We start from the raw sequence: 22,820 nt of genomic DNA on the forward strand, positions 1-22,820 counted from the left end.
TTGAGCGGCCTCCTTGGCCTGTTCCGCCTGGGCGACGGTTTGGCGGGTTTGTGCCCCGAGGAGCAGGTCGTAGGCCTGGTGCTGGTGGGCTTCGAGGGTGTGAGTGCCGTCGGTTTCGTCGGTGTAGACGATGATCTTTTCGAAGATGGCTTGGTTGAGCATGCGGCGCAGCGGTTCGGGGGCCTGCTGGTAGGTGGTTCCGCAGTTCTCGGCGAGGTCGAGTGCTTTGATGACCTGGGCTTCTGCGTGATCGAGATCTGCGGTGATGGTACTCAGTTGCCGGGTGATGTCGGCGTGGTGTCGTTCGAGTTTTGCTTGTTGCTCGGTGAGCAGCTTCATGGGGATGGCGTTGCTGTAGTGAGCCTCGAGGAGTTTGCGCTGCTTGTCCTCGGTGTCTTTGAGCTGGTTCTCCAGCAGACTGCGCTCCTCAAAGGTGGAGGCCTTGATCAGGGCTAATGCTTCACGGACGAGGGCTTCGAGGTTCTGGCGGAACTCGGTGGTCAGGGACAGCTGGTCATAGATCTGCTGAATCAGCTGCTCGGCGTACCAGACGGGGATGGAGCGTGCTCGGCAGTTGCCCCGCTTCTTGCTGGCCCGGTTGCCGCAGCTGAAGTATGGGTACCGGGTGCCTTTGCTGCCGGTGGAGATGCTGAGCATCATGCGGCCTCCGCACTGGCACCACAGTGTGGATTTCAGGTAGTTCTCGTGCTTGATGCTGCGTTCGCCGGTGAGTTTGCTGCCCATGATGTCTTGGACCTGCTGGAAGGTACTGGCATCGATCAGGGGTGGGTGCTGGCCGTCATGGATGACTCCTTTATAGGAGACCTTGCCGATGTAGTAGGGGTTGCGCAGGATGTTCTGCACGGATTTGCGGTCCAGTTCCCGTGAGGGTCGCTTAGGTGTGGCACGGGTGCGCAGGCCTCGGCGGGTGAGTTCTTCTGCCAGGGATTCGGTGGTCCATTCTCCGGTGGCGTACTGCTTGAAAGCCCAGGTGATCAGGTGGCGGCGCTCGGGGTCGATGATGATGGTGCGAGTCTCGTGCCCGTCGTGGAACTCCCGGTGATTCAGATAGCCCAGGGGCGCCCGGTGGTGGGTGCCGCCTTGTTTGGCTTTAGTGCTCATCCCCTTCTGAACCTCGTTGGCGAGGTTCTGTGAGTACCACTGGTTCACACTGGAGAGGATGCCCTGCAGCATCTGCCCTGAGGGTGAGGAGTCCAGGGTTTCGGTGGCCGAGACCAGCTTGACCCCGTACTGATTAAACATTTTCATCAGCGTAACTTCGTTCTCACGGTTGCGGGCCAGACGGTCCAGTTTGTGCACGATGACGTAGTCGACCTTGCCCTGCTCCTCTTCGAGGTACTGGAGCATCTTCTTCAGGGCCGGGCGGTTCAGCGTGGTGCCAGAGACCCCGCGGTCGACGAATTCCTTAGCGACCAGTGCCCCGAGCGTGTGGGCCTTGGCCTGGTTGTATTCCTTCTGCGCCGGGATGCTGAAGCCATCGCCGGTGCGACCCCCAGCTGCCTGTTCCTGGGTGGAGACGCGCACATAGGACACCGCCTTCGCCGGGGCCAGATTGAAGCTGACCTGACCGGCTGGTGAAGCGGTGTTATTGGTGCGGAGCGCGTCGAATCCCTGCGTCTCTTCACCGTCATGGGCTAAATTGTTTAGAGTACTGTCCATGGTTCCATTAACGCTCTTTTGGGCGTTTAAGTCCATAGGGTTCGCACCAGGCAGACTGCGGTTTTCCACAGTCTCTTGAGGTGCGGCGGTGTTGTGGTTTTCTCGTTGATTGCTCATGGGGTGGTTTCTCCTTTGGGTGATGTTGATGGGTCTAGTCCGGTGAGCCCGTCCCGCAGCAGTGGCGTCAGCTGGTCCCAGGTGATGACGCGGAACATCTCTTTGGCCAGGCTCTTCTCGGCACCGATGTGGCGCCTCAGGGAGTCGGCGCGCTTGGTGTCGGGGACCAGCCAGAGCACCAGCGGGAAGAAGCCGTGACGCTTGTCCTCTTCTCCGCTGCGCCAATAAGCCTGGTAGGCCTGGGACTTCTTCACCACGCGGCCGGGGTTCTCGGTGGCCATGTCGACCTCGATGAAGTAGGCGAACTCGTCGGTGTTGGTCAGGCCGCGGACTTCCAGATCGGGCTTCAGTGTCTGGACGGCACCGAGGCCGATGAGGTGCTTGCGCCAGCAGTCTGGTTCTCCGGTGACCTCCAGCTGTTGCAGTTCCGGGGTTTGCCGGAGGGTTTCGGCGGCGAGGGTGTGGACTTCGGTCACGGCCAGGGTGTGGTCGATGAAGTCGGTAGAGAGCGCATCGGGACGCTGCCGGGTGCTGCTGCCGGTGATGATCCGGTGACCCCGGGTGGTCGGTGACCAGATGGCCGGAGTGGAGCCACGCTGCCAACCTCCGACCCGGCGTCCTACAGACTGGAGCAGCTCGTGGTGCTGCAGGGACTTCAGGTGCCGGGCGGTCTGGCGTGCTGCCGAGCGGGAACTGCCGTAGTGATGCCCAGTGATCCGGGATAGCTGTTTGGTCGTGCAGAACCGGAACCTGACCACCAGTTCGAGCAGTTCAGCATGGATGGGGTGGTCAAGTTCTGCGGGCATGCGGCGGCTCATCTCATCCCCTCCTTCCACTGCGCGGATGGTTGCGACCTCGGGCTCATCCCCGGCGGTGGGTGCGGGACATGGTGACCCCTGTAAAGGGGGTTAGTCATATGCACCTCTGGGGCATCTTCGGCACCACACCGGCGATGCAGACACCGTGTCAGCAACGCGAAGCGTGCACCGATATGTCTGCCGAGGCGTCCTCTGCATCTGCGGCTGAATATGTTGCTCATGGGTGCCTCCTGCCAAAAACTGGCGGCTGAGATTCGGGATCGTCGTCGGAAGCCCTAGCGGGTTCCTCCACCGACCCCGCCCCACCAGAAGGCACAGCAGCAGCCGGAGCACTCAGCGCGGCGATGTCCTTCTCCACCTCGGTGATGGGCTGCCCGTACAGCTGGGCAGCAGTCGCAATTACGTTCGCCGGATCGGTGACCTGTGATGGGCCGGGGTTTAGTTTCAGGGTCATCCAGCCGGTGCTTTGTCCGTTGTGGAGCAGATTGGCCTGGGCGTGATACTTCGGCAGTTGAATGAAGTCCTGGGCATCTAGGCCATCGGCGTACTTGGCCAGGGTTGCAGCATCTTTGGGCGAGGTACCCCAGATGATCTGGTTGCGGCAGTTCGAGGAGATCGCTGAATACATCTGCGGGCTGAGCTGACCGTCGATCTGCTGGGTGGCGAGTACAAAATTTGTTCGCAGGCTGCGGGCCATCGCCAGAGCTTCGGCCATGTCGCCGGAGAAGCTGGAGAGGAAGTCGTGGGCTTCATCGATCACCACCGAGACCGGCCGACGATGTTCGGCGGGAACGCTCTGCCGTGCCAAAGTTTGCTGCCAGATCATCGAGACCAGCAGGTTGCCGATTAGCCGGGCGGTCTCAGCTCCCAGCAGTCCTTTGTTCAGGGAGCACAGGATGGTGGTGGGCTGAGTAAAGAAGGTGTTCAGGCTCCAGCGCGGCTCTGGCTGGCCGAGCATGGCCCGCAGGCCACGGCGCAGCAGCAGCGGATGGATCCGCCGCAGCACCGGGGCGATGTCGTACTGCTGGGCGGCAGGAGTCTTGGCTTCGTACTGGCTCCAGAAGTCCTCCAGGCCCGTCAGGTCATCCACACGCTTGAGCACTCGGGTCCGGAAGCCTGTGTCGGTCAGCAGCGGCACCAGCCACAGCAGCGTCGCCGAACGCCCTTGAGAATCTGTAACCCGCGTCAGGGTGTGCAGTGCTGCCGAAAATACCTGCCGGGTGGAGGCCCCCCAGGGTCGTTCATCGAGGCCTTCGAAGATCGCCAGCAGGTTATCGGCCCGCACCGCCGCCAACCCCGTGGGGCCAGCCAGTGGGTTCAGGCCGACCGGGCGGTCGCTGGAGGGGTCGATGACGATGATCTGCCGGTCAGTATCCTCGGGGTGTAGGCCTGCGGCTCCTTGGACGATGTCGCCCTTGGGGTCCAGCAGCAGCACGGAGCGTTGGGCGCGGATATCGGCATCGATGAGTCCCAGCAGTGTGGTGGATTTGCCGCTGCCTGTCTTGCCCAGCAGCCAGGCATGAGCAGCGTCTTTGATCGGGATGCCGACCCGGGTCTCTTCGAACCCAGCAGCCGAGGAGGTCCCGATGATGCGGTCGGTGTCGATGATGTGTGCTGGTGGCGGCAGGTGCCGAGGATGAATCGATCCTGCCCCGGGCATCTGGTCGTTCTCGCTGATCGGCCAGCCGGTCAGCCCTGCGGCCTCGGCTGCGGTGAGACGGTTCAACCACCGTGGCGGCAGAATCCCTTGTTGGATCAGCCGGGGGTTCTCGTCAGTCAGCACGATCTGCACCCCCGGGGTCTCCAGCAGTTTCAAGGCCGAGCGTAGCCGCCGAATGACGCTACGAGCCTGCTCGGGGCTTTCTGCGGTGGCTGCTAGGCGCAGATGGACTGCGAACCCGTGTTGGCCGGTACGGGCCTTGTGCCACGGGCTCAGCGCCTCAGAAGACGGTGAATAGGCCGGGTAACGGCGCCCGAACATCAGCTGCAGTACCGCCTGCTGACCGTCAGACAGGCCGCCGACGGCGGCGTGCAGCGCGGTGATAGCAGCAGTAACCTTCTCCTGATTCAGCACCGGGCGCTTCCCGGAGATCACCGACTTCGTGCTCAGAACAGGTGCAGTGCGGGGTTGACGCTGTTCGACAACGCGCACGCCCAGCTGGCCGGTGAGCATCCGGGAGACCTCGGCGCTGGCTTCTGGTGTTGTGGCCAACAGCCAGCAGGTGTGATTACTCGTGGCCCGCAGCTCGAGGATGATTTCGCCGAGATGAACAGCCGCTGCGATCTGAGCCAGTACCGCGCGAGTTGCTTGGGGTGTGACGGGTCCGGTGAAGACCAGCTGGCGCCACACCCAGGTGTGGGTTTTAGGTTTCAGCAGCGGCATCGCAGCCTCCTTCCTCCAAGGTGATGACCTGGCCCCTGTCCTCTTGGGTGTGGTGGTAGAAGGCGATCAGCAGCATGGCTTTGGCGAACTGCTGGCGATCCATGTCTCGGTGGAAGACCGGGGCCAGTTTGTGCGGGTAGTTGCCCTGCCGAGGGGGTCGCCCACCACGACCTCGGCGATGGTGAGATGAGTTGTTGGTGTGCATGGGCGACCTCCTTTCATCAGGTCATAAGGGTTGATATCGGGGTACCCGAGGGGTGGGTCACCAGGTCCGGCGCAGCTTCCACCACCAGATCCCGGTGATGACAGCGGCGGTGAGGATCAGGCCGATTAGCAGCGCCCACCAGATACTGGAGAGGAGCTCAACGATGAGCACCAGGGCGATGGCCACCACCAGAAGCTTCAGCACGATGCCGAGCAGCCGGTCAGTCAGACCTGCGGGGCTGGATGAGGACATGGTGACTCCTCACGGGTTTCGGAGCCGCAACCGGCAGGGTCTGGTGTGGTGAACATGCCCTGCGGGGTGCGGCAGGCTTGGTTATAAACAAAAAATTCGCGGCTGTAAAGTGTCTCTTCGCTCAAAGGACGCCCGACGCACCGAGCGATGCGACAGGTGCCAACAGAGGCCAGAAATCCGGTTATGGCACCGGTTGGCACGTGTTGCGGGATGTACAACGATTCTGCGGTTTTCGTGCTCCGAGATGCTCCCGGGGGGTAAGTGGCTCATTCGGCGATGTTGCGCCAGCCCTGCCCGGCAGCCTCGTGCATCGCCATCCGAGTCTCACGGTGGATGGCCTCCTGCTTGGCCTTCGCGGCCAAATACTCGGCCACCAGACGCTGCTCGGAAGTCATAGCCGGGATCTCCGGGCGTGGGCGACGGTGCTGGATCCAATCCAGTGAATCCTCCACCACCATCGCAGGCTCCGTGGTGGAGGCCGGGGCCTCCGGGCTGAAGTGCTGACGAAGGCGGTCCGCCAGCATCCTCAGCCCGGAGACGGCACCGATCACCAGCACCGTGACCAGCACGGCGATGATGAACAGGTCAGCGGCAGTCATCACCGGGTCACTCCCCGAAGCTGATCACGCTGCGGCGGAACTTCTCCGCAGCGGCCAGCTCGATCTGCACCAGCACCGGAGCCAGGTCCGGGTGCTGCTGGGTGTGGTGCTGCCTGGTCTGATCGATATCAGCCATAAGATCCATGCCATTGACCGCTAAGGCGGCAGTGGCATCCTGCTCCAGCTTCGCCAACCGGGCTTCCTGCTTGACCCTGTCAACGGCCTGGTCGTACTTACGCGATTCCTGGTTCCGGGAGAGCGCTCGTCCGCTGCTGCTCCACTTCTCAAGCTCACTCATGGTGATCACTTCCCTGTGGTGTTGTTGGTGTGCTGGTGATGGCGGGTGTAGTGACGGACCACCCGGGCGCAGTCGCGGTAGAGCGGAGCGATGATGTTCCTGTACTGCTGCTCTAGGCGGTCGCGGGCGGTCTTGGTGTCCTTGGCGGTCTTGGCTGCCAGATCTGCGTCGTAATCGGTCAGCCTGGCCACCAGGCGCTGGTAGGCCTCTTCGAAGTCGGAGATGCACTCCAGCAGCGTGGCCGTATCGTGCATCCCTTGGATGGCCCACTCAGGGGCTTTGGTCTGTGGTCTGCGTTCCATGGTTCGTGGTCCTTCGAGGGTGAGGGGGCTGGGTGGTCAGTGGTTGGTGATGGTCTTCTCGATCAGATCGAGAACCGCGCGAATGTCATCGAGCATGGTCCGCACCGGGCTGACATTCAGATGCACGCCCTGATGCCGGTCCAGGTCCTCGCGGGTGTAGCGCAGCGCGTTCTGCGCAGCAGCGTGGATATCGAGCTGGTACTGCCCAATACGGCTGGTGAGCATATGGGACTGCTTGAGCTTGGAGTGGTTCATGGGGATTCACCTCCTTCGCCTGTCGACTGCAATTACCCCGCCAGTGGGCCTTGGTCCGTAGATGTCCCACAAGATTGCGGCGGGGACATCGGAGTACATCCAGGTCAGAAGCAGGCACTCGGCGTGTCTCGGAAGACGCGTGTCGTGGGCTTAGAGGTCGAAGGAGGTCGGATTCGGCAGGTTTAAGGCAAGAGAAAAGCCCACCAAGCAGAGGGCGTCGAACCGCATAGCGGTGAGCTTTTCTCTGTTGATGGGCGGGTGGTCAGCTATCCGAGGCGCCGGAGTTCACTAAGAAGCTCTTCGGCGCTCTTGGCTGCTTCGTGGCGGTCCTTCTCCGACAGGTGCACGTCGTCAATGGCATCAGCGCAAACCTGTAGTGCGCCTTGGAGAAGAGCACGACCTTCGAGGCCTCGTTCTTTTAGCAGAAGAATCCGAGAGCGGATGCGATCCCTATCGGAGGGACGCCGCTCTGGTTCTGCAAACCGGAACGTCTGCTGGCAGATCGTGAGCGTCTCAAGCCCAAGGTCAAGTGTCCACACTGTGCCAGGGGCGCGGAAGCCAGGCGGTAATGGACCTCCAGCCTGGTGTTCCGGATTGTAGGGGTCATACGCCTCATCCTCTGAGTAAAGAGTCTCGATCATCTCTTCGTAGGTTTCGGCCTCTGGCCGGTCCTCCTCGAGATCCACTTCAGGATCAGGGAGTATCCCCTCAGGCATCGGTGCTGGCTGCGCATCCTCGGGAACGTGACGATCTTCGTCGTTGCAAGTGCTGTACATGTGGTGGCCTCCTTGGGCTCAAGCGTGTTCCGCACGCGAGCGGGGCCAACAACTGACTGATGCTGACCGAGGCAAACACCGTGATGTCCGCGTCGATCAGCACCAAAAGAACGTAACCGAATGAGGTTCAGTTATTGTGCAAATAATAGCATATTTATGCTATTTCGTCAATGTTTATGCGCTTGCCCTACCCTCTCGACAGACGGGCTGGCATAGGATCAGGATCAGCGACGAGAGGGGCGACATGGCACGGGAGCTGAGCGGCGACGAGCGAGAGCAGCTTCGTGGGCATGTTGAGCATCTGTTGCTGAACGCGCAGCAATTCCCACCCTGCCCCGGCAAAGAACATGTCGATCGCGACCCCTCTAAGGCGGATGCGTCGTTTGCCATTTTGCAAGAATTCGCCGACCTGGTGGCCACCCGGTGCGAGCAACTCGTTGGCGGGGTCGCAGTACGAAACCACTTCGCTATCTATTTCCTCCAGCAGGTGATCATCCATGCCGTCGAGGAAGAGGCCGATGACGACTACCGTCAAGCTCTTCTTGCGGCCCAGCACCTGGCACTCGCGCCCGAAGAGACCGAGGAGTCATCCCTCGAAGAGCTGGCGCGCTCTACCTATGAGGCAATGATCAGCGCGCCGGACATTGCCCCGCCCAGCGTCGATGATGGTCGCGCCTACACGGAGCTCCTGGCTAATTCTGTGGTCTTTCGCCGGAACTTCGGTGCTCATCACGCAGGGTACGACGTAGGTAAGCATGCGCTCCGGCCCGCGCGTGATCCCAGGGGGCGTCTGGTTGCAGCTCAGGTGACGAGATATCTACGCCTGACGCTAGAAAGCCGAGCGCGCATGGTGGTCCTGTGGAAGCGCTACACCTGGGACTTCTACACGACATGGGGCGACGGGTTCGTCCCTGCGGTGGCGCCGAAACATGGTCCACAGCGCGATCTCTATAGTTACCATCTGCCACCAGAAGAGCCGGTGCTGAACAGTATCCGAGACCACCCTCGGCAAAGTAATACGAGCAGCTTCTTCCGAGTGAAGCGACTGGAGAATGGTGAGGTAATACGCCCAGCCAGCAGCGAGGTTATTCTCCGCCCCGGTGATTCCTGCCGGTGCGTGGTCTACATCTGCGATGACACCGCTGTAGACGCGGAAGAGGGCGCCAAGGACGTCGTACTCCGGATCGACGCACCGAAAGTAATTGCAGGCTCGAAACAGCTAAGAGCGACGCTCAGCGCCAGCAATACCGAGCATCCAAGAGTTTGGGATTCGGTCGTGATCACGATGACCAAACCCGAGGGGAGAGCTTGGGCGAGGCTCTGCCAGAAGAGCCTGAAGCTATACAACCTCACGACCAAGCGTGAGATCCCCGTCGAGAACATCCGCGCCGTCTTCCGTGAAGGGATTCAGATACCGGCAGCGGAATCGACACGAGACGGCACGCGCCCGACATACGCCTTGACCTTTGACATACAGGCTGACTACCCAAACTTTGAGGTTAAAGCCAGGGCACGGATATCAGAACCCGGCACAGATGATGAGTTCCGTGAGTTCATCAAGATCCGCCCCGGGCAGATCATGGAAGTAGAGGTTACCTACACCAACACCGGCAGCGTTAAGCAGAACGGCGTGGAATTGATCCTGAACGAGCTGCCCCTGCCCTTGCGCGCCTACCCCAGCAAAGTGCGGATCACGAGATCCTCCGACCCCGATACAACCATCAATTCGGATGATTCACTGAAGGTGGACCGGCGCATCAAGCTCGACCAGACGCACCCCAGCGAGGTGCTGACCATGCTCTTCTATCTGAAAGTCGCCGACAACGCTGACGACAGCTTCTTTTATCGGCAAGGAACTCACTGGGTCAACATGGAGAAGTTCGCGTCGATTGCCACCCAGAACGGGACCAAGCATGCCTCGCTAGATGTGCTCATCCACGCCGAACATGGGGCCACGATGCCCACCGGCTACTTCGAAGCTATCGCAGAAGAAATAGGCGAAGCGTAGCAGCAGAACTTACTCGTCTGCCCCGTCCTCGCGCTTGTGGCGCTCCAGCAGGTCTTTATGGCGTTCCCGCATCTCTGGGGTGGCCGTGATGTTCCGGTAGTGCGCCAGCAGAGCCTTAGCCAGCAGGTCCGGGTCCGGATTCCTGGGGTGCAGGCTGGTGATATAGATCGGGTCGTTATTGGGCGGACGTCCGCGCTTCTTCGGTTTCGGAGACGGCTCAGACAATCAGGGTTCTCCCCGTTCGTGAAGGGCCAGTGGTTCCAGGCCAGCAGCCGCAGGTGACACTTGTGGAAACCCCGATGGAACAGTGCCTGAATGTTATAAACTCCGGGTACCGCCGTGGCCTCATCTCCTCTGAAGTATGTGTCTTCAGGATTGGCGACCGGCTAACCCGACTCCTGCACCAGTGCATCAGTAACGCGAAATAGCTCAAGGATGGGCGTCTCTAGCGAAGGTTCCAGCTTTCTTGATTAGAGGGTTCTCTAGTCAACCAGCGGAATCGCCCCTTGTTGAGGACGCAGAATCACTACCTGATGCCGAGCACGGGTGATTCCTACGCGCAACAAACGACGCGCTGAGGTGCGCTGTGCCGATGTGTCCGTCTCGCGGAAGAAACTTCCCTGGTACTGCCCTTCAACGAGCAGCACGCCGTCAAATTCTTTCCCCTTCGCCTTATGAATGGTCATTAGTACACAGCCCTGTGGGTTGCGTTGATCAGACTGAAGTCTTCCTGCTTCGAGCGCCCGGCGTACGGGGGTGATGGCATTGCCGTAGCTCCCATCAAGGTCCCACGCTTCAGCGAGTCGACTCCCGATCTCGTCCGTCGCTCGAAAGAGTCGGACGAACTTCGCGTTCGTCACCAGGTCTGCCAAATCATTTCCCGTACCGAGCAAATCTCGTGCACTACGCCAGTCGCTCGATGGGTCACCTTGAGGTATAAAGCTGCGTTCGCAGGCGGCACCAAGAGCTCTGGCACTGGTTAGTCGCTGCGACTCACCCTTCCGTGCTCGCTCTGCCGCTATTCTGTAGCGTTCGGTGGTTTGCCTTGCACTCTTGCTCGCGTTAGTGGCGTTCTTCGCCTCGAAATAGTCAGCGATGCAATCAAGAGTTTGGCCGAGCGCGACCTCTGGCGAATGGCTTGGCCACTCCAAAATCGAGGCAACGGCCAGTGCAGCAGCAGCCGTCAGGTCTGCATCCCAGAGGACATCATGGTCCACCGGGTTCAGAGTCCGACCATTGAAGCTGTGCTCATTACTGAGGATCGATGACAGCTTGCCGACCAGCGAGTTTGTTCTTGCAAGCACGACGACCGAGGGGTGGGTGATGCCCTTCTTACGAAGCGAACTAAACATCCAGACGACGCCGGCGTGAACGGTACTGTCGAACCCATTAGGCCAGTACGAGCGTGTAGTTACATCCTGCGTGTCCGGGAGGGGACGATTCGCTAGAACCGCATCGGCGTAGCGCAGGATTCCCCCTCCCGGGCTCCGGTGATTTTCACCGCTGAGGTCAAACTCCGCTGGGTGGAGATGAGCACGCAGGTGATTGAGGCGCTCCGGATCCACTCGCGAGTCATAGTCAAATATGCGCTGGTCTGGATCGGCCATAAAGACAGTCTTCGACCGTGTAGACAGCGCCTTGACGAGGTTCCATTGCGAGTCGTCGGTATCCTGGAACTCATCGAGGATTACCACGGGGTATTTATTGGCGAGCAGAGACCCTATTGACGTGCTGCCTGCGACAAGTTGGGCAGCGGCTGCAGCGAACTGGCTGAATACGTAGCGCCCCTCCTCATGGGCAAGGCGTTCTGTCTCGGACTCCCAGTCCCCTTCGAAAGCTGCTTTAGCGAGATTCTCCTGGCCGGGATAGATAATGCGTGGAGAGCGCCCAGTGAGCAGCTTGCCATGAGTCCGGAGAATCTCCATCGCAAACGCATGGTAGGTGCGCACAGCGATCTGCTGACGCTCGTCAGAACGAAGGATGTCGCGGCAACGGATCTCTACCTGCCGAACGGCCGCACGAGAGAAGCTGAGGAAAAGGACCTCCTGGCCTGGCTTAAGGTCGGGTAGCATCGCCTGGGCTTTCAGGAGAGACAGGGTGGTCTTACCAGACCCTGGCCCGCCGAGCACCAAAACGGGGCAGTCATAATTCAGGGCACCCTGGGCGATTTTGGAGAGTTGCACCTCCACAGCACTTACTCCCCGGGCTCTGCAGTGCTGGCCCCCGGCGTAACAGCGTCGTCCAGTATCAGTTCAGGCTCGTCCTGGAGCTGTTCGTTGATGGCGAGAAGCGCATCACGGATGAAGTCGGGCAGATCAGCCTCAGTCTGACACTGTCCGACAAATATGTCGGTGTACCCGAAACCGAAAGCATCCCCCTTGCGGGCTTTCAACACCTTTATTGCCAGCGCGGGCAGATCATGGTCTGTGACTTTCTCCGCCACGTAGGGGTGACTCGTCGGATAATCGTCTCGCTGAACGACCTCGTCGAGGAAGTTCCTCAGTACATAAGTCGGAACCTCCTTGACGAGAATCTCCTCTATACCCGTCTCCGGTGACTCCCAGAAACCGTCGAACAACTTGATGTTCTCAATCGCATCTGCTGCATCGGGGGCATTTAGCTTGTCGCGCATGCCATAGACGCGCTTGCCGAGAGCTTTGAACATCGGAGCGAAGCCTGGCACTGCACGGTCGTTGCCCGCGTTGAAGAGAGAGACGCCAGCGAGGTCGATGTGTGAGTAGTCATTCCTGAACTGTTCGAGTGCTGATGAGACCGCGTGAACGGCAACCATTTCCGTCTGGCCCTCGAGGACGAAAACAGCGCGACTAAGGATCGCCTCAGAAAACTGGCGGCGCTGGGTTCGGTAGGTCTTTGGCTTAACGCTTGTGGTGTCAATCGGTGCGCCCGACAAAGTCTCACCGTCCCGCGAGAGGATCACAACGTTATCCGGAGCAAACTGCTCGATGACATAAGGTGAGTGGGACGTGACGATCGACTGTCCCATTTGCTGCACCACATACTTGGTCACGCGTCGCTGAGTGTGGGGAGGAAGTGCGATCTCAGGCTCTTCCATCACGAAGATGACCGATTGGTCTCCTTTCAGATCCGCGATGATCGTTAGCAACGCGAAAACCAGCATGTTGACTGACCCGGTGCCCTGCTTGGCGAACGGCACCGAATGGCTACTTGGTTGCGTCGCAACAAAGAGACGTACGACCTCGCGCAGATGCTCGCGCGTCAGATCTGAGGCGAAGAACGCCGCAGAGTCTTCACCCGGAGCCAGGTTGACGAACTGGCCTAGGCGTGCGCGAATGTTGTCTCGGATAACCTTCAGCTGTTCGATCTCTCCGATCGCCGGATCTAGGTCTTGCAGCGCCCCAAGTGCATTCCGCCACATTTCTGCTGCGCCCTCGCCACCGAGCCGAAGGATGGTGTCGAGCAGCGAACCGCGTTGCAGGCTAAGCGCACGAGACCCGGTACGCAACGCTCGCAGGAAGATGAATCCGCAGACTCTCTTGTGCTTACTACTGAATCGAGCGCGACCGGATCCCAGGGATGCGCGGTCCTCGTCATCCAGCTCATCGAGTTCAGGTAGTGGATGATCAAAGAATGTGTCCCCAACGAAGTCGTCTTCCTCCTTGTCGTATCGACCTATGAAGACGACAGGGAGCGCCCAAATTACATGGTCATTGTCTGCGGACTGGAGACTATCCGGCTCTGTGTCAATAAACTCAAGGGATTTGTCATCCCAGCGGCGTAAATGCTGCATGAAGCGGCGCCGCTGCTCATCTGAAAGGTCTGTGAGCACAGCACGAATGCAGATCTCTTGAGGCTGCCCGTCACTATCCAGATACCTCCCATGAGAAAAGTCGTGCTCGTCGATGACTGGTCGGCGATAGAGACGCTCCGGTCCAAGTACGAGCTCTAGGGCTTCGCAGACAGTCGATTTACCGATATTGTTTCCACCTACCAGCAAGGTGTGCTCTTGGAAAACCACCTCACCTGAAGTGATTCCCCGAAAGTTCTCTATCTCGAGTCGGCGAATTCTCATGCTTAGTCGACTTTCCTCTGCACTAACTCCCCGCGAGCCGCGTCATATTCGAAGTCGACGATGCCGCCAGAGGTAATCAGCTCGATGGCACGGTCGATCACGGGCAGAGGGACTGCGTACCACTCAGAGGGTTCGTAGCGACGGCCGTCTTTGCCGACCTGACTGACGTTGAGTTTCACATCCGCGAACACCCGGTGCAGTAGGTGCTCCAGTGCGGAGGTTTTCAGGTTGTAGGTGCGGTAGCTGGCCACGATCTCTACCGGGGCCATCAGGTAGGTGGGTTCCTTCTCGGCACCAGCGATGCGCTTTTCCACAGGGCCGCGGGAAAACCCGATCTTGTAGAGGTTCTCGATGCCGCTGATCTGCGGGTCATCGCTGAGGGAGCGCAGTACGTAGATGAAACCTGTGGCCTGGTCATCAGGCAGGATCTCCCCGTGATTGGCGTCGACCACCGCGAAGCCTTCTTGCTCATAAAGGCGTCCCGCTAGTGAGCGGCGGTAGAGGCTGGATTCTGTGCCGTTCTCGAAGATGGTGCGGGTGCGCTGCTTATACCGAACTCGCTTACCTGGTACCGGCTGTTTCTCACCTACCTCGGCGACGAAGAGCATCAGGCCCGAGAGCACGAAGAACGCCCCTGGTTCGATGCTGGATTCTCCACCGAATGGCACGAGCTTGGCCTGTCCGTTGCGCAGTTCTTCGTGTTTCTGCGCGAACAGTGGCTCGAACTCCTTGAAGTCCTCGCTCTTGATCCGCTGGGCTACCTCTTCAGGGTCAGTCCGTTGCGCCCGTGGCGGGGTTGGCAGGCTGCTGGTGTCGAGGATCCCGGAAGTATCTTCCAGTAGGTCGGCACCATCGGAGTCCAGTAGCTCATCGAGAGATTCTGGTGCTTCTGGCACCTCGAGCAGCCCGAACTCGTCTAGGTGTTTGAGCGCCTGGATCTTCTCGTCATTGGCCAGGATGCCGTCCAGCCTGGCTCCGAGCTTACGTTCGGCGATCTCGCGGGTGGTTGAGCTCGGGATGCGCTGGTGCTCGCGGTAGAACTCCACGATCTCCAGGAACGAGCGTTCAAGCCGGTCGCTGGAGGTGACCTTGGCTGGTTTCTTCGGAGCGTCCAGCAGTCCGGCGTCGTCGGAGGCAAGGATGCTGTCGAGATCGAGTTTCTCGCTCATAGCTACTGTGCACCTCCTTGGGCTTCGCGTTCCCGCTTCAGCTTCTGCAGGAACAACAATGCCTCAGCCAGGCGACGCTCTGTCTGGTCCTCGCTGCGCAAATCCGGACGGCGCCTGTTGACCTTGTGGAACTGCTGGATCTTCGGCCACAGTGCCACGGCTTCTTCCTCGGTCATCTGAATCCGATTCGAGGAAATGGTGTCCTGAATAATCCGCAACACCCCGGGGGTCACCGACTTCGACATCACCTCGAAGGCACGCTGGAACGGGTTGACCGAGTCGATGAGGTTGATGTTGAGCTCTTCGATGTTGACGAACTTGTCCTGCATCTTGATAAACCGCTTATCGCCAACATTCTTGACCTCACCGTTCTTTACCACCGAGTCCACCACCACTTGCTGGCGGAGCTCCTCGACCTGGGACTCATCGAGGTCTGGGTAGCGGTCGCGGATGATCTTCGGAATCAGCACCTTGTTGGTGGTCTCCGGGTCAGCGTTAGCTGCGGCCTGCTTCACGAAGGTCTCATCCTGCAGCACCGTGGCCTTCAGGTCGTTGAGGTCCGTAGCGACGATCTGCTTGACCCGATCCGAGGACGGCTCCTTGAACCCCTTGATCTGCAACTCACCAGGCTTCGGCGCATCGTCATTGCCGGTCTTAGCCTTGAACGTGAAGTTCGGTGCCAGCACCTGCTCCATCAACAGGGAGGCGGTGATGGCTTTGAGCATGTTGTTCACCGAGATCTTGACCTCATCCGAGGTCGCATCCGGCTGCGCAATTAGATTGGTGAACTGTGCATGCTGCTTACCCGGACTATCGCGTGTCACCCGCCCGATAATCTGAATCACTTCTGTCAGTGACGCGCGGTAGCCCACAGTCAGTGCGTGCTCGGCGAAGGGCCAGTCAAAGCCCTCTTTCGCCATCCCCAGGGCGATAATGACATCCACCGCATCCCGGTCCTTAGAGGCCACGGTGCTCAAGTAGTGCAGTGTTTCGGCGCGGGCCAGCTGGTCCATGTCATCGACCAGGTCTGCCACGCGCAGCATCTCGCCGTTATCTTTGCGGCGGACCTGCAAGATGCCGGTGTCTTCTTCCTGGCTGACCACCTCACCGATGGCATCCAGAATGAACCCGACCTCTTCGATCTTGTCCTTGGTGGACTCACCACTGTTGACGTTCGGGATATGCAGGATGGTCTTCTTATCCAGGTCCAGGATCTCGTGGATCGCGCTGGTGTAGCGCCCCTGGTAGAAGTGATGTCCAATCCCGAGAGACTTTAGGTGCTCGTACCCGTTGAGCTGGTCGTAGTAGTTGAACGTCACCGGCGTGAACTTCGCCTCATCCGCAGGAGAGAGCACCGGCACCGAGTCTCCACGGAAGTATGAACCAGTCATCGCCACGATGTGAGCATCCGAGTTGGCCATCACGCCCTTGAGCAACTCACCCAGCCGATTGCTGCCAGTATCCGAGGAGACGTGGTGGAACTCGTCAATGGCCAGCACTGTGCCGTTGAACGCGCCAGCGGGCAGCTTCTCGTAGGCGAACCGCAGCGTCGCGTGCGTACAGACCAGCGTTGCATCGGGGCCGTTGAGAAAGTCGATGAACTGATCCACCTTGCCCGCAGATGAACCCGGGGTGCATAGGTTGTGTTCGTCCTTGATCTCCCAATCAGCGAAGAACCCGTGACGCGTCAGCTGCGTGTTAGCAAACGAGCCACCGATAGAGCGTTCCGGCACCGCCACGATGACCTTCTGCCGCCCCTGGTTATACAGCTTGTCCAGCCCCACGAACATCAGAGCGCGGGACTTACCAGAAGCAGGCGGAGCCTTCACCAACAGATACTGCGCAGCCCGCTGGGCATAGACCCGCTGCTGCATCTCCCGCATCCCCAACGCATCAGTATTGACGCTGTTACCGGTCTGCGCGTACTCAACGTTGACGACATTCACTGGCTTCTTCGCTGCACTCACTTGGCCTCCTCCTTCGCTGTCATCTCCTCATACAGACGGAAGAGGTACGACAGCCGATCCTCATCCAGCTCGAAGCCACTCTTCTTATAGATCCGATCCACCAGATCATCCAGCTCCTGATGCGCCTCACGCAGATCCCCCGGCATCTTCTCCGGGTCGTAGAGCTCAGCCAGGGTCTTCTCTGAGTGATACTCCCGAACATCCAGCACGCGGTATGCCGCTTCTGTCAGCCGTTCCTTGGTCGGGTCGCTAAGGGGAGGGACTGGGAAGTTGTTGTAGACGATTGAATTGGAGTACCGGTAGTCTTTCTTCAGCTTTCCGCCAACCGCTCGCATCCACGCCATATGTATTTTTGACGTTAGAAGCCCAAAGAGCCAGAGCTCTGGATCGTATACAACATTCAAAGCATTGGTCGCAACTACTCCTCTTCCAACGACATCGATCGGAATGTACTCCCGCCTTTCAGATGAATGATTAGGCACAAGAATGGCAATATTGCGAGGTTCCTTCTGTTCACGGAAGCTATAGGGGCGTCCTGCTTTCTTGCGAGTGCCAGCGTCTTTGCTGCTGAGGCGAAATTCTTCAACCTGTGCGACACGTTCCTTGATAGAGGCGAATTCTAGAGCGCCCTCTACCTCAGAGTCACCTATCCACAGGCACCACCTCTCCACTCCTTTGATTAACTCCGTGCTTCCAGTTAATCGACGCGTATATGCAGTAGCTGACGGGTGTTCGGATATTAGAGCTTCTCGTTCATCGGGACTCATGATTAAATTCCCACCATCAAGCGGCATGTTTCCAAACTCCATCTTTGGGAGACCAGCTAACGGGCGGGTTCGCTTTGAGACTGATATATCGTTGCCGTCTGCCAAGTAGCCGTTGATATTCTTGACTTCAATACGCATGTCATCCGTATAGAGATACTTCGGAGATGGGACGATGTTCCGAAGATTTATAACTGCCACAGTTACTCCAGCACCACCCTTGGCATTGTTCTCCCACTTGAACGATGTGTAGGCATAGCCGACCTCCAGTCCCATCTCGAAGATCATCGGAAACATAAGCCCGACATGCTCGCCTTGCGATACGGAGTTGGTCGTCACGAATGACAGCTGCGCCTTTGTCCCGGAAATGTAATCAGCACCCTTCACGAACCACAGGGCAATGTAGTCCAGGTTCTTTGAGTAGGTGCGGCTTCCGAACACATGCGGGAAGTCAGCTTTCTGCTCAGCTGTCTGGCGTTTGCTGCCGAGATAGGGTGGATTACTGATCAGGTAGATCTCGTCGGTGCCGTTGTTGGCGCAGATAGAGTTCCAGTCCACTCGCGTGGCATTGCCCTGATGGACCTGACCGGCTTCTTTCAGCGGGATCAGGGAAAGTTCGATTCCGAACTTCTCGCGGAACTCGACGTTCATCTGGTGCTTGGCGATCCACATCGACAGGATCGCGACCTCGGTGGCGAACGGGTCAATCTCGATGCCGTAGAAGTTCTCGATATTGATCCATGAACCCAGCAGCTCTTGCTGTGTGCCACTACCGCTGAGCTCACCGATGCGCTCAAGGATGGCGTGTTCGAGCTTGCGCAGTTCCTTGTACGCGATGACTAGGAAGTTCCCGGAGCCGCAGGCTGGGTCGAAGATCTTGATCTCGCTGATCCGACGGCGCAGCTCCTTGAGTTTCGGGATGCTGTTGAAGTGCTTATTGAACTGCTCTTTAAGTTCGTCCATGAACAGCGGGTCAATGGTCTTTAGGATGTTCGGCACAGAGGTGTAATGCTGCCCGAGGTCAGAGCGCTGGCCCGGGGCCACCACTGCCTGGAACATCGAACCAAAGATGTCAGGGTTGATCTCTTCCCACCGGAGTTTCCCGAGCTCGATCAGGGCGTCGCGGGACTTCTTGTTGAACTTCGGCACCGTGTGGCGCTGGTCTGCAGCGAAGAGCCGTCCGTTGACGTAGCCGAAGTCAGCCAGGTAGCTCGGCTTCTGCGCCTTGTCCTCGGTATCGAGGGCGAGGAAGAGGTCGTTCAGGAACTGGTCAACATCGGAGCCGTCAAGCTGCGTGTAGGCCTCGACTGCGCTGGTGAACTGGCCGTCTTTGAAGACCCCCGTGTCTTCTGCGAAATAGCAGAACAACAGCCGGGTGAAGAAGACGTTCAGGGCGTGACGGCTGGTCTCGGTAGCGTTGAGATCCGGGTTGATCGCCAGCAACTCGTCGAAGAGCTTCGCCATGCGCTCGGCAGCTTTGACGTCTGCGTGAGCCTCGGCAACGTACTGGGCCTTCTCCATGCCTGCCCATGGCAGGAAGAACGTGAAGTGCTCGTCGATCTCAGCGATCGGGATCGCCAGCGTCTCGTTGGTCTTGGTATCAACCGCCAGCAGATCCACATAATCGGTGACGATCACGAACCGGGTCGCGAACCGGACAACCGTCGGCGAGGTGCGCAGCTCGTCAATCGTGGCGTAGAGATCACCACTGGTCGGCTTGAAGTAGACGACGTTCTTCTGCGCAACCTCAGTCTCTGGGTCATCCGCGACGTTCAACGAACCGTTGCGCAGCCGGGTGATGTTGCCCTTGGACCGCCCATAGGCGGCCATCAGGTCGAAGATAAACTCCCGGTCGTAGCTCTCACGGCCACCGAGAGGACGGACGCGCTCCTCGACTGACTTCAGGTTCAGCCTCATCGGGTCACCTCCGCAACAGCGGGCACAGTAAACGATGGCAACAGGCAGATGTGCAGCGACGACTCCAGTGATGACGTGCTCATATGGTTGTGGTTCTCCCTCACCCGCAGGTATGTTAAGTGATTCACAATCCAGCCTACCGGGGAGGTCGGACATGCAGATGTTCCGCACACCGAACTGGCCTGGAGTTGGATCCTCGCAGAGCGGGAGCAGAGGAGCTCAGAACCGCTACTTGCGAACTGTTCTTATTATCGCATATCGCAGGAGTCAGTAAAAGGCCATTTCCTGGAGGACATCGTCTGGCCCCTCTGGTCTTTACAGGCCTTCGTGATCGGGCGGATATGGTCCAGAGATAGTTGCCCGAGATCTCACGTAGCCCCGAATCATGGCAACTAAGACGATCGCACCGCCAATCCCGATAACAACCATCCAGAAACCAAGGGACGAACTCCCACTGAGAAATAGCGAGAGTCCAACAGCAGCGACTGCTACGGATGCTCCCGCCAAGTATGCCAGCAGAAATTCCTTCCTTGTGCCGCCCTCCATGGCTGCCAGGATGTCAGTTCTTGGCTTCCTGATTTCTCCTGCGGCCTGCAAATAGTCATGCAAAAACCGCTCTCGTTCCGAAAGCACACGAATCACCTGCCTGATGGGCATACTGATACACAGCATGGCAAGTAAGGCACTCCAGAGCAGGGACCAGCCCTCTCTATCGTTATGTGTCCACATGACGGCCTGGGCAGGTGCAGCCACAAGCCAAGCTATCGCGATGAAGTAATAGCGCCTCGGGAATAGGATCCCCGCCACCAGGTAGGCGGTTGTTCGGTCGAGCAGCTCGCGGAGAAGTTGTTGACGGTTGGGGTTCCCCTCGGCCGAGAGCGCAGAACGAAGCCACTCCTCACGCCTCCGGAGGATTGCTGATCGCGTTAGCTGGTTGAGAGTGAGGAGAGCCCCCAGAAGCGCAGCTAAGGCAGCCAGAACGCGATAGAGCCACTCCAGGGCCTCCGCTGTATCGACACCTTCCACATAGTCAGCATATGCATCGGGGTCGCACAAGAGAGACAATAACCCCATGGCGCGTTACTCCGACGACTTCCGGCGCGAGGTCATCGCCGCTGCGCGGCAGAGCCACGAGCCGCGATCCCATATAGCTCAGAGGTTTGGCATCGCCCCAGCGACGCTGAACAATTGGCTCAGCGAGTTCTACGCCGAGAATCCAGAGGAACTCGAGGCCGATCATCAGCGGCTCCAGGATGAGCAAGCCCGACTGCTGGCGGAGGAAGAAGAACTGCGGAATCAGCTGCCATGGCTCCGGTAGATTATTGTCTGCCAAGTTGTCGCTGAAAGACCCCAGCCGATGACCAGCGCGTTACGTCATGCTCGCCACCGGTTATAGACGTGCACACCCACTCTGCACCCGAAGGAAAGTCACTTGCGCTCCCAGTAGGTTCAGCTGTGCTTATTCGCCCCGTAGTCCCTTGCCAAAATTGATGAGCACCAAACTCACTCTGTTCCATCTGTACAGATGATGTCTCGGCGTTTATCCAAATGTCACTGCCATCGTCTTTGGTGCAATACAGATGCCGCTTGCCATCTATAGCCAGTGACTGTCGACCCAGCACTCCGACATCTGCATAGTTGTCTAATGCGTTACCAATAGCCTCGTTATTGTGCGGGAACTGTCCTCGGTCAAGCCGGTACATCTCGAAAATAGTTGCTAGCTGGCGCAGATCCGTCTGGGCACTGCTTATCACGGCCCGTTCTCGCACGCCCGTGTACGCCACGATGCTAATCGCTGCCAAGATGGCAATGACCACGATCACAATCATCAACTCCACAATGGTAAAACCATCTCTCTGGAGTTTCCTCATAGCGCCACTCCTGCGCGGGCGCGCAAAGATGTGTGTGGCTCGCGCCGCTTCGCGGCGCTCATCCCCGCGCTGAGCTTGGCGGAGGCGGCTAGAAGTGCCTGACAGATATTCAGTTATCTTCATGCTACTTACGTTTATAACTCAGGCACAATAGAAAGACAACAGTAAAATGTTATTGTCAGAGTCAATCTATCTTGTTATTTGCAACTTTGTGAAGATTGGCCGAAGTATCCTGCTTGGCCGCTCAGGTCACAACGCGTTAAGAGTTCGCCCCTCTAGACTGCAACGGCTCTCGGAGTCCAAGCTTTATGAGTCGCCGGCGTACCAGATCGGCTGAACAGTTCAGCTGTGCCGCAATAGCTGCCAACGTCAAGCCCTGTTCATGAAGCTCGATCATCTGTGCTTGCAGAGAGTCGCCCTTCAGCGATCGTGACCGCTTCAGCCCTCGTTGCGCCACTATCTGCGAGACAGTCTGCCGAGCACAACCCACCTGCGCTGCGATCTGCTTCACTGGAGCGCCTGCCAGGTACTCCTGGCAGATCAGCCCCTTCTGTTCCTCGGACAGACGCGGCCAAGGCTGATACTCCGCCGCAGGGGTCTTCCGTTTAGGCTTCTTAGCCTTCCCTGCCTGGAACCGTCCCCAGAGGTCGTGAGCCTCCTGGAGTTTCGCTGTCCACGGGCCGCCTAAGGCCACCAAAGGTTTCTTACTAGAAACAGGACCAGAAGTAGATAACCAGCAAGATAACCCGCCCGATGAGGCGGGTTTCTTGTTTTCTCCGGACGTCTCGTTGCTGTCCGCGTTTCGGGGTTGGTCCTCGATTTCAGTAATCATCTGGCGGGTGGCAGGGTCGAGGTCGTCGATGTGGAGCCAGACTCGGTCGAAGAACACCAGGTTCAACTGCCGCTTCAGTGAATCAGGGGCTGTGCGATAGGTGCGGCCCATGTCCTCGGCGAGGTCCAGTGCGAGCGTGAGGATCTCTTCGGTGTCACTCATATCGCTCTCCCGGCGGCGGCGAGCTCATCAGCGATGAACCGGTGCCCGAACTCCGGGTCATCAGCATGAACATCGATTGCGGCGTTGAGCAGGTGGGCCTCCTCCCAATCCCGCTGAGATATCGGGGCTGCTGCCCATTTGTAGAACGCTTGTTTCGTGAAACCCAGAACCCGGCAGGTCACCGCCACCGGCACCCCGGCGGCGGCAAGGTCACGGACCAGCGGGAACATCTGTAATGGGTAGTGGCCGACCTGTGGCTGGCTGAGATGCTGAGTTCAGTCCTAGTGCGTGACCCCGGGTATTTCCGACCCTCCGATTCAAGAGGTGTCTTTAAAATGACGTGTCCGCGCTGGGACCGGCTCGGCTTCTGCGCACAGATGCCTTAATTAGAAGC

Annotated in this window: 21 protein-coding genes and 2 pseudogenes; 3 read left to right on the plus strand and 20 right to left on the minus strand. The window is 58.8% G+C overall.

Translation table 11 applies throughout. The features are described 5' to 3' along the window. The gene (locus tag HGQ17_RS01115) at positions 1-456 is read left to right on the plus strand and encodes a hypothetical protein (RefSeq protein WP_168886119.1); all 456 of its coding nucleotides are present in this window, start codon (positions 1-3) and stop codon (positions 454-456) included. Between the two features lie 84 nt (positions 457-540). On the opposite strand, the pseudogene HGQ17_RS15805 reads toward HGQ17_RS01115, so the two are convergent. The 10 genes and pseudogenes from HGQ17_RS15805 to HGQ17_RS01170 form a co-directional block, all read right to left on the minus strand. After that, positions 541-1,797: pseudogene (locus tag HGQ17_RS15805) on the minus strand (recombinase family protein); the annotation flags it as partial. After that, entirely contained in the window at positions 1,794-2,615 is an 822-nt protein-coding gene (locus HGQ17_RS01130) for a replication-relaxation family protein (protein ID WP_168886121.1), read from the minus strand. The pseudogene HGQ17_RS15805 and the gene HGQ17_RS01130, both read right to left, overlap by 4 nt. Before the next feature lie 217 nt (positions 2,616-2,832). After that, positions 2,833-4,998: a type IV secretory system conjugative DNA transfer family protein gene (locus tag HGQ17_RS01135; protein WP_168886122.1), complete on the minus strand. Its 2,166-nt coding sequence runs from the start codon at positions 4,996-4,998 to the stop codon at positions 2,833-2,835. Beyond that, positions 4,979-5,203: a hypothetical protein gene (locus tag HGQ17_RS01140; RefSeq protein WP_168886123.1), complete on the minus strand. Its 225-nt coding sequence runs from the start codon at positions 5,201-5,203 to the stop codon at positions 4,979-4,981. Before HGQ17_RS01140 ends, HGQ17_RS01135 begins: the two co-directional genes overlap by 20 nt. A 57-nt stretch (positions 5,204-5,260) precedes the next feature. Then, the gene (locus tag HGQ17_RS01145) at positions 5,261-5,455 is read right to left on the minus strand and encodes a hypothetical protein (RefSeq protein ID WP_168886124.1); all 195 of its coding nucleotides are present in this window, start codon (positions 5,453-5,455) and stop codon (positions 5,261-5,263) included. 266 nt (positions 5,456-5,721) lie between these two features. Beyond that, complete coding sequence (locus tag HGQ17_RS01150; RefSeq protein WP_168886125.1) at positions 5,722-6,054, minus strand: hypothetical protein; 333 nt, start codon at positions 6,052-6,054, stop codon at positions 5,722-5,724. Positions 6,055-6,061: 7 nt separating this feature from the next. Beyond that, a complete protein-coding gene (locus HGQ17_RS01155; protein WP_168886126.1) occupies positions 6,062-6,352 on the minus strand; it encodes a hypothetical protein in 291 nt (96 codons plus the stop codon). Positions 6,353-6,357: 5 nt separating this feature from the next. Beyond that, positions 6,358-6,654 carry a hypothetical protein gene (locus tag HGQ17_RS01160; protein WP_168886127.1) on the minus strand — a complete coding sequence of 99 codons (297 nt, stop codon included), beginning with the start codon at positions 6,652-6,654 and terminating at the stop codon, positions 6,358-6,360. 36 nt (positions 6,655-6,690) lie between these two features. Next, positions 6,691-6,909 (minus strand): hypothetical protein, encoded by a 219-nt coding sequence (locus HGQ17_RS01165; protein ID WP_168886128.1) that lies wholly within the window; start codon positions 6,907-6,909, stop codon positions 6,691-6,693. A 266-nt stretch (positions 6,910-7,175) separates the two neighbouring features. Next, the gene (locus tag HGQ17_RS01170; RefSeq protein WP_168886129.1) at positions 7,176-7,685 is read right to left on the minus strand and encodes a hypothetical protein; all 510 of its coding nucleotides are present in this window, start codon (positions 7,683-7,685) and stop codon (positions 7,176-7,178) included. 244 nt (positions 7,686-7,929) lie between these two features. Here HGQ17_RS01170 and HGQ17_RS01175 point away from each other — a divergent pair, with 244 nt between their 5' ends. Beyond that, positions 7,930-9,693 carry a hypothetical protein gene (locus HGQ17_RS01175; RefSeq protein ID WP_168886130.1) on the plus strand — a complete coding sequence of 588 codons (1,764 nt, stop codon included), beginning with the start codon at positions 7,930-7,932 and terminating at the stop codon, positions 9,691-9,693. Between the two features lie 9 nt (positions 9,694-9,702). Here HGQ17_RS01175 and HGQ17_RS01180 read toward each other — a convergent pair whose 3' ends face one another. From HGQ17_RS01180 to HGQ17_RS01210, 7 genes are all read right to left on the minus strand, one after another. Next, complete coding sequence (locus HGQ17_RS01180) at positions 9,703-9,918, minus strand: hypothetical protein (RefSeq protein WP_168886131.1); 216 nt, start codon at positions 9,916-9,918, stop codon at positions 9,703-9,705. Positions 9,919-10,175: 257 nt separating this feature from the next. Further along, positions 10,176-11,882 (minus strand): UvrD-helicase domain-containing protein, encoded by a 1,707-nt coding sequence (locus tag HGQ17_RS01185; RefSeq protein WP_168886132.1) that lies wholly within the window; start codon positions 11,880-11,882, stop codon positions 10,176-10,178. A gap of 5 nt (positions 11,883-11,887) precedes the next feature. Further along, positions 11,888-13,744, minus strand: a complete 1,857-nt coding sequence (locus HGQ17_RS01190; protein WP_168886133.1) for an ATP-dependent nuclease — start codon at positions 13,742-13,744, stop codon at positions 11,888-11,890. Between the two features lie 2 nt (positions 13,745-13,746). Then, a complete protein-coding gene (locus HGQ17_RS01195) occupies positions 13,747-14,913 on the minus strand; it encodes a GIY-YIG nuclease family protein (protein WP_168886134.1) in 1,167 nt (388 codons plus the stop codon). A gap of 2 nt (positions 14,914-14,915) precedes the next feature. Then, positions 14,916-16,880 (minus strand): DEAD/DEAH box helicase, encoded by a 1,965-nt coding sequence (locus tag HGQ17_RS01200; protein ID WP_168886135.1) that lies wholly within the window; start codon positions 16,878-16,880, stop codon positions 14,916-14,918. After that, positions 16,877-19,561 (minus strand): class I SAM-dependent DNA methyltransferase, encoded by a 2,685-nt coding sequence (locus HGQ17_RS01205; RefSeq protein WP_168886136.1) that lies wholly within the window; start codon positions 19,559-19,561, stop codon positions 16,877-16,879. Before HGQ17_RS01205 ends, HGQ17_RS01200 begins: the two co-directional genes overlap by 4 nt. 315 nt (positions 19,562-19,876) lie before the next feature. Next, positions 19,877-20,587 (minus strand): hypothetical protein, encoded by a 711-nt coding sequence (locus HGQ17_RS01210; protein ID WP_168886137.1) that lies wholly within the window; start codon positions 20,585-20,587, stop codon positions 19,877-19,879. A 46-nt stretch (positions 20,588-20,633) separates the two neighbouring features. On the opposite strand from HGQ17_RS01210, the gene HGQ17_RS01215 reads away from it, so the two are divergent. After that, positions 20,634-20,879, plus strand: coding sequence for a transposase (locus tag HGQ17_RS01215; protein WP_168886138.1), 246 nt, complete (start codon positions 20,634-20,636; stop codon positions 20,877-20,879). Position 20,880: 1 nt separating this feature from the next. Here the strand turns inward: HGQ17_RS01215 and HGQ17_RS14960 are convergent, their stop codons facing one another. The 3 genes and pseudogenes from HGQ17_RS14960 to HGQ17_RS01230 form a co-directional block, all read right to left on the minus strand. Continuing rightward, positions 20,881-21,432: a type IV pilin protein gene (locus HGQ17_RS14960; protein ID WP_211090358.1), complete on the minus strand. Its 552-nt coding sequence runs from the start codon at positions 21,430-21,432 to the stop codon at positions 20,881-20,883. 259 nt (positions 21,433-21,691) lie between these two features. After that, positions 21,692-22,426: a helix-turn-helix domain-containing protein gene (locus tag HGQ17_RS01225; RefSeq protein ID WP_168886139.1), complete on the minus strand. Its 735-nt coding sequence runs from the start codon at positions 22,424-22,426 to the stop codon at positions 21,692-21,694. Between the two features lie 8 nt (positions 22,427-22,434). Next, a pseudogene (locus HGQ17_RS01230) lies at positions 22,435-22,665 on the minus strand (IS3 family transposase); the annotation flags it as partial. Positions 22,666-22,820 lie beyond the last annotated feature (155 nt).

Origin of the sequence: Nesterenkonia sedimenti (genome assembly GCF_012641515.1) — a bacterium.
In the GTDB taxonomy this organism is placed as follows: Bacteria; Actinomycetota; Actinomycetes; order Actinomycetales; family Micrococcaceae; genus Nesterenkonia; species Nesterenkonia sedimenti.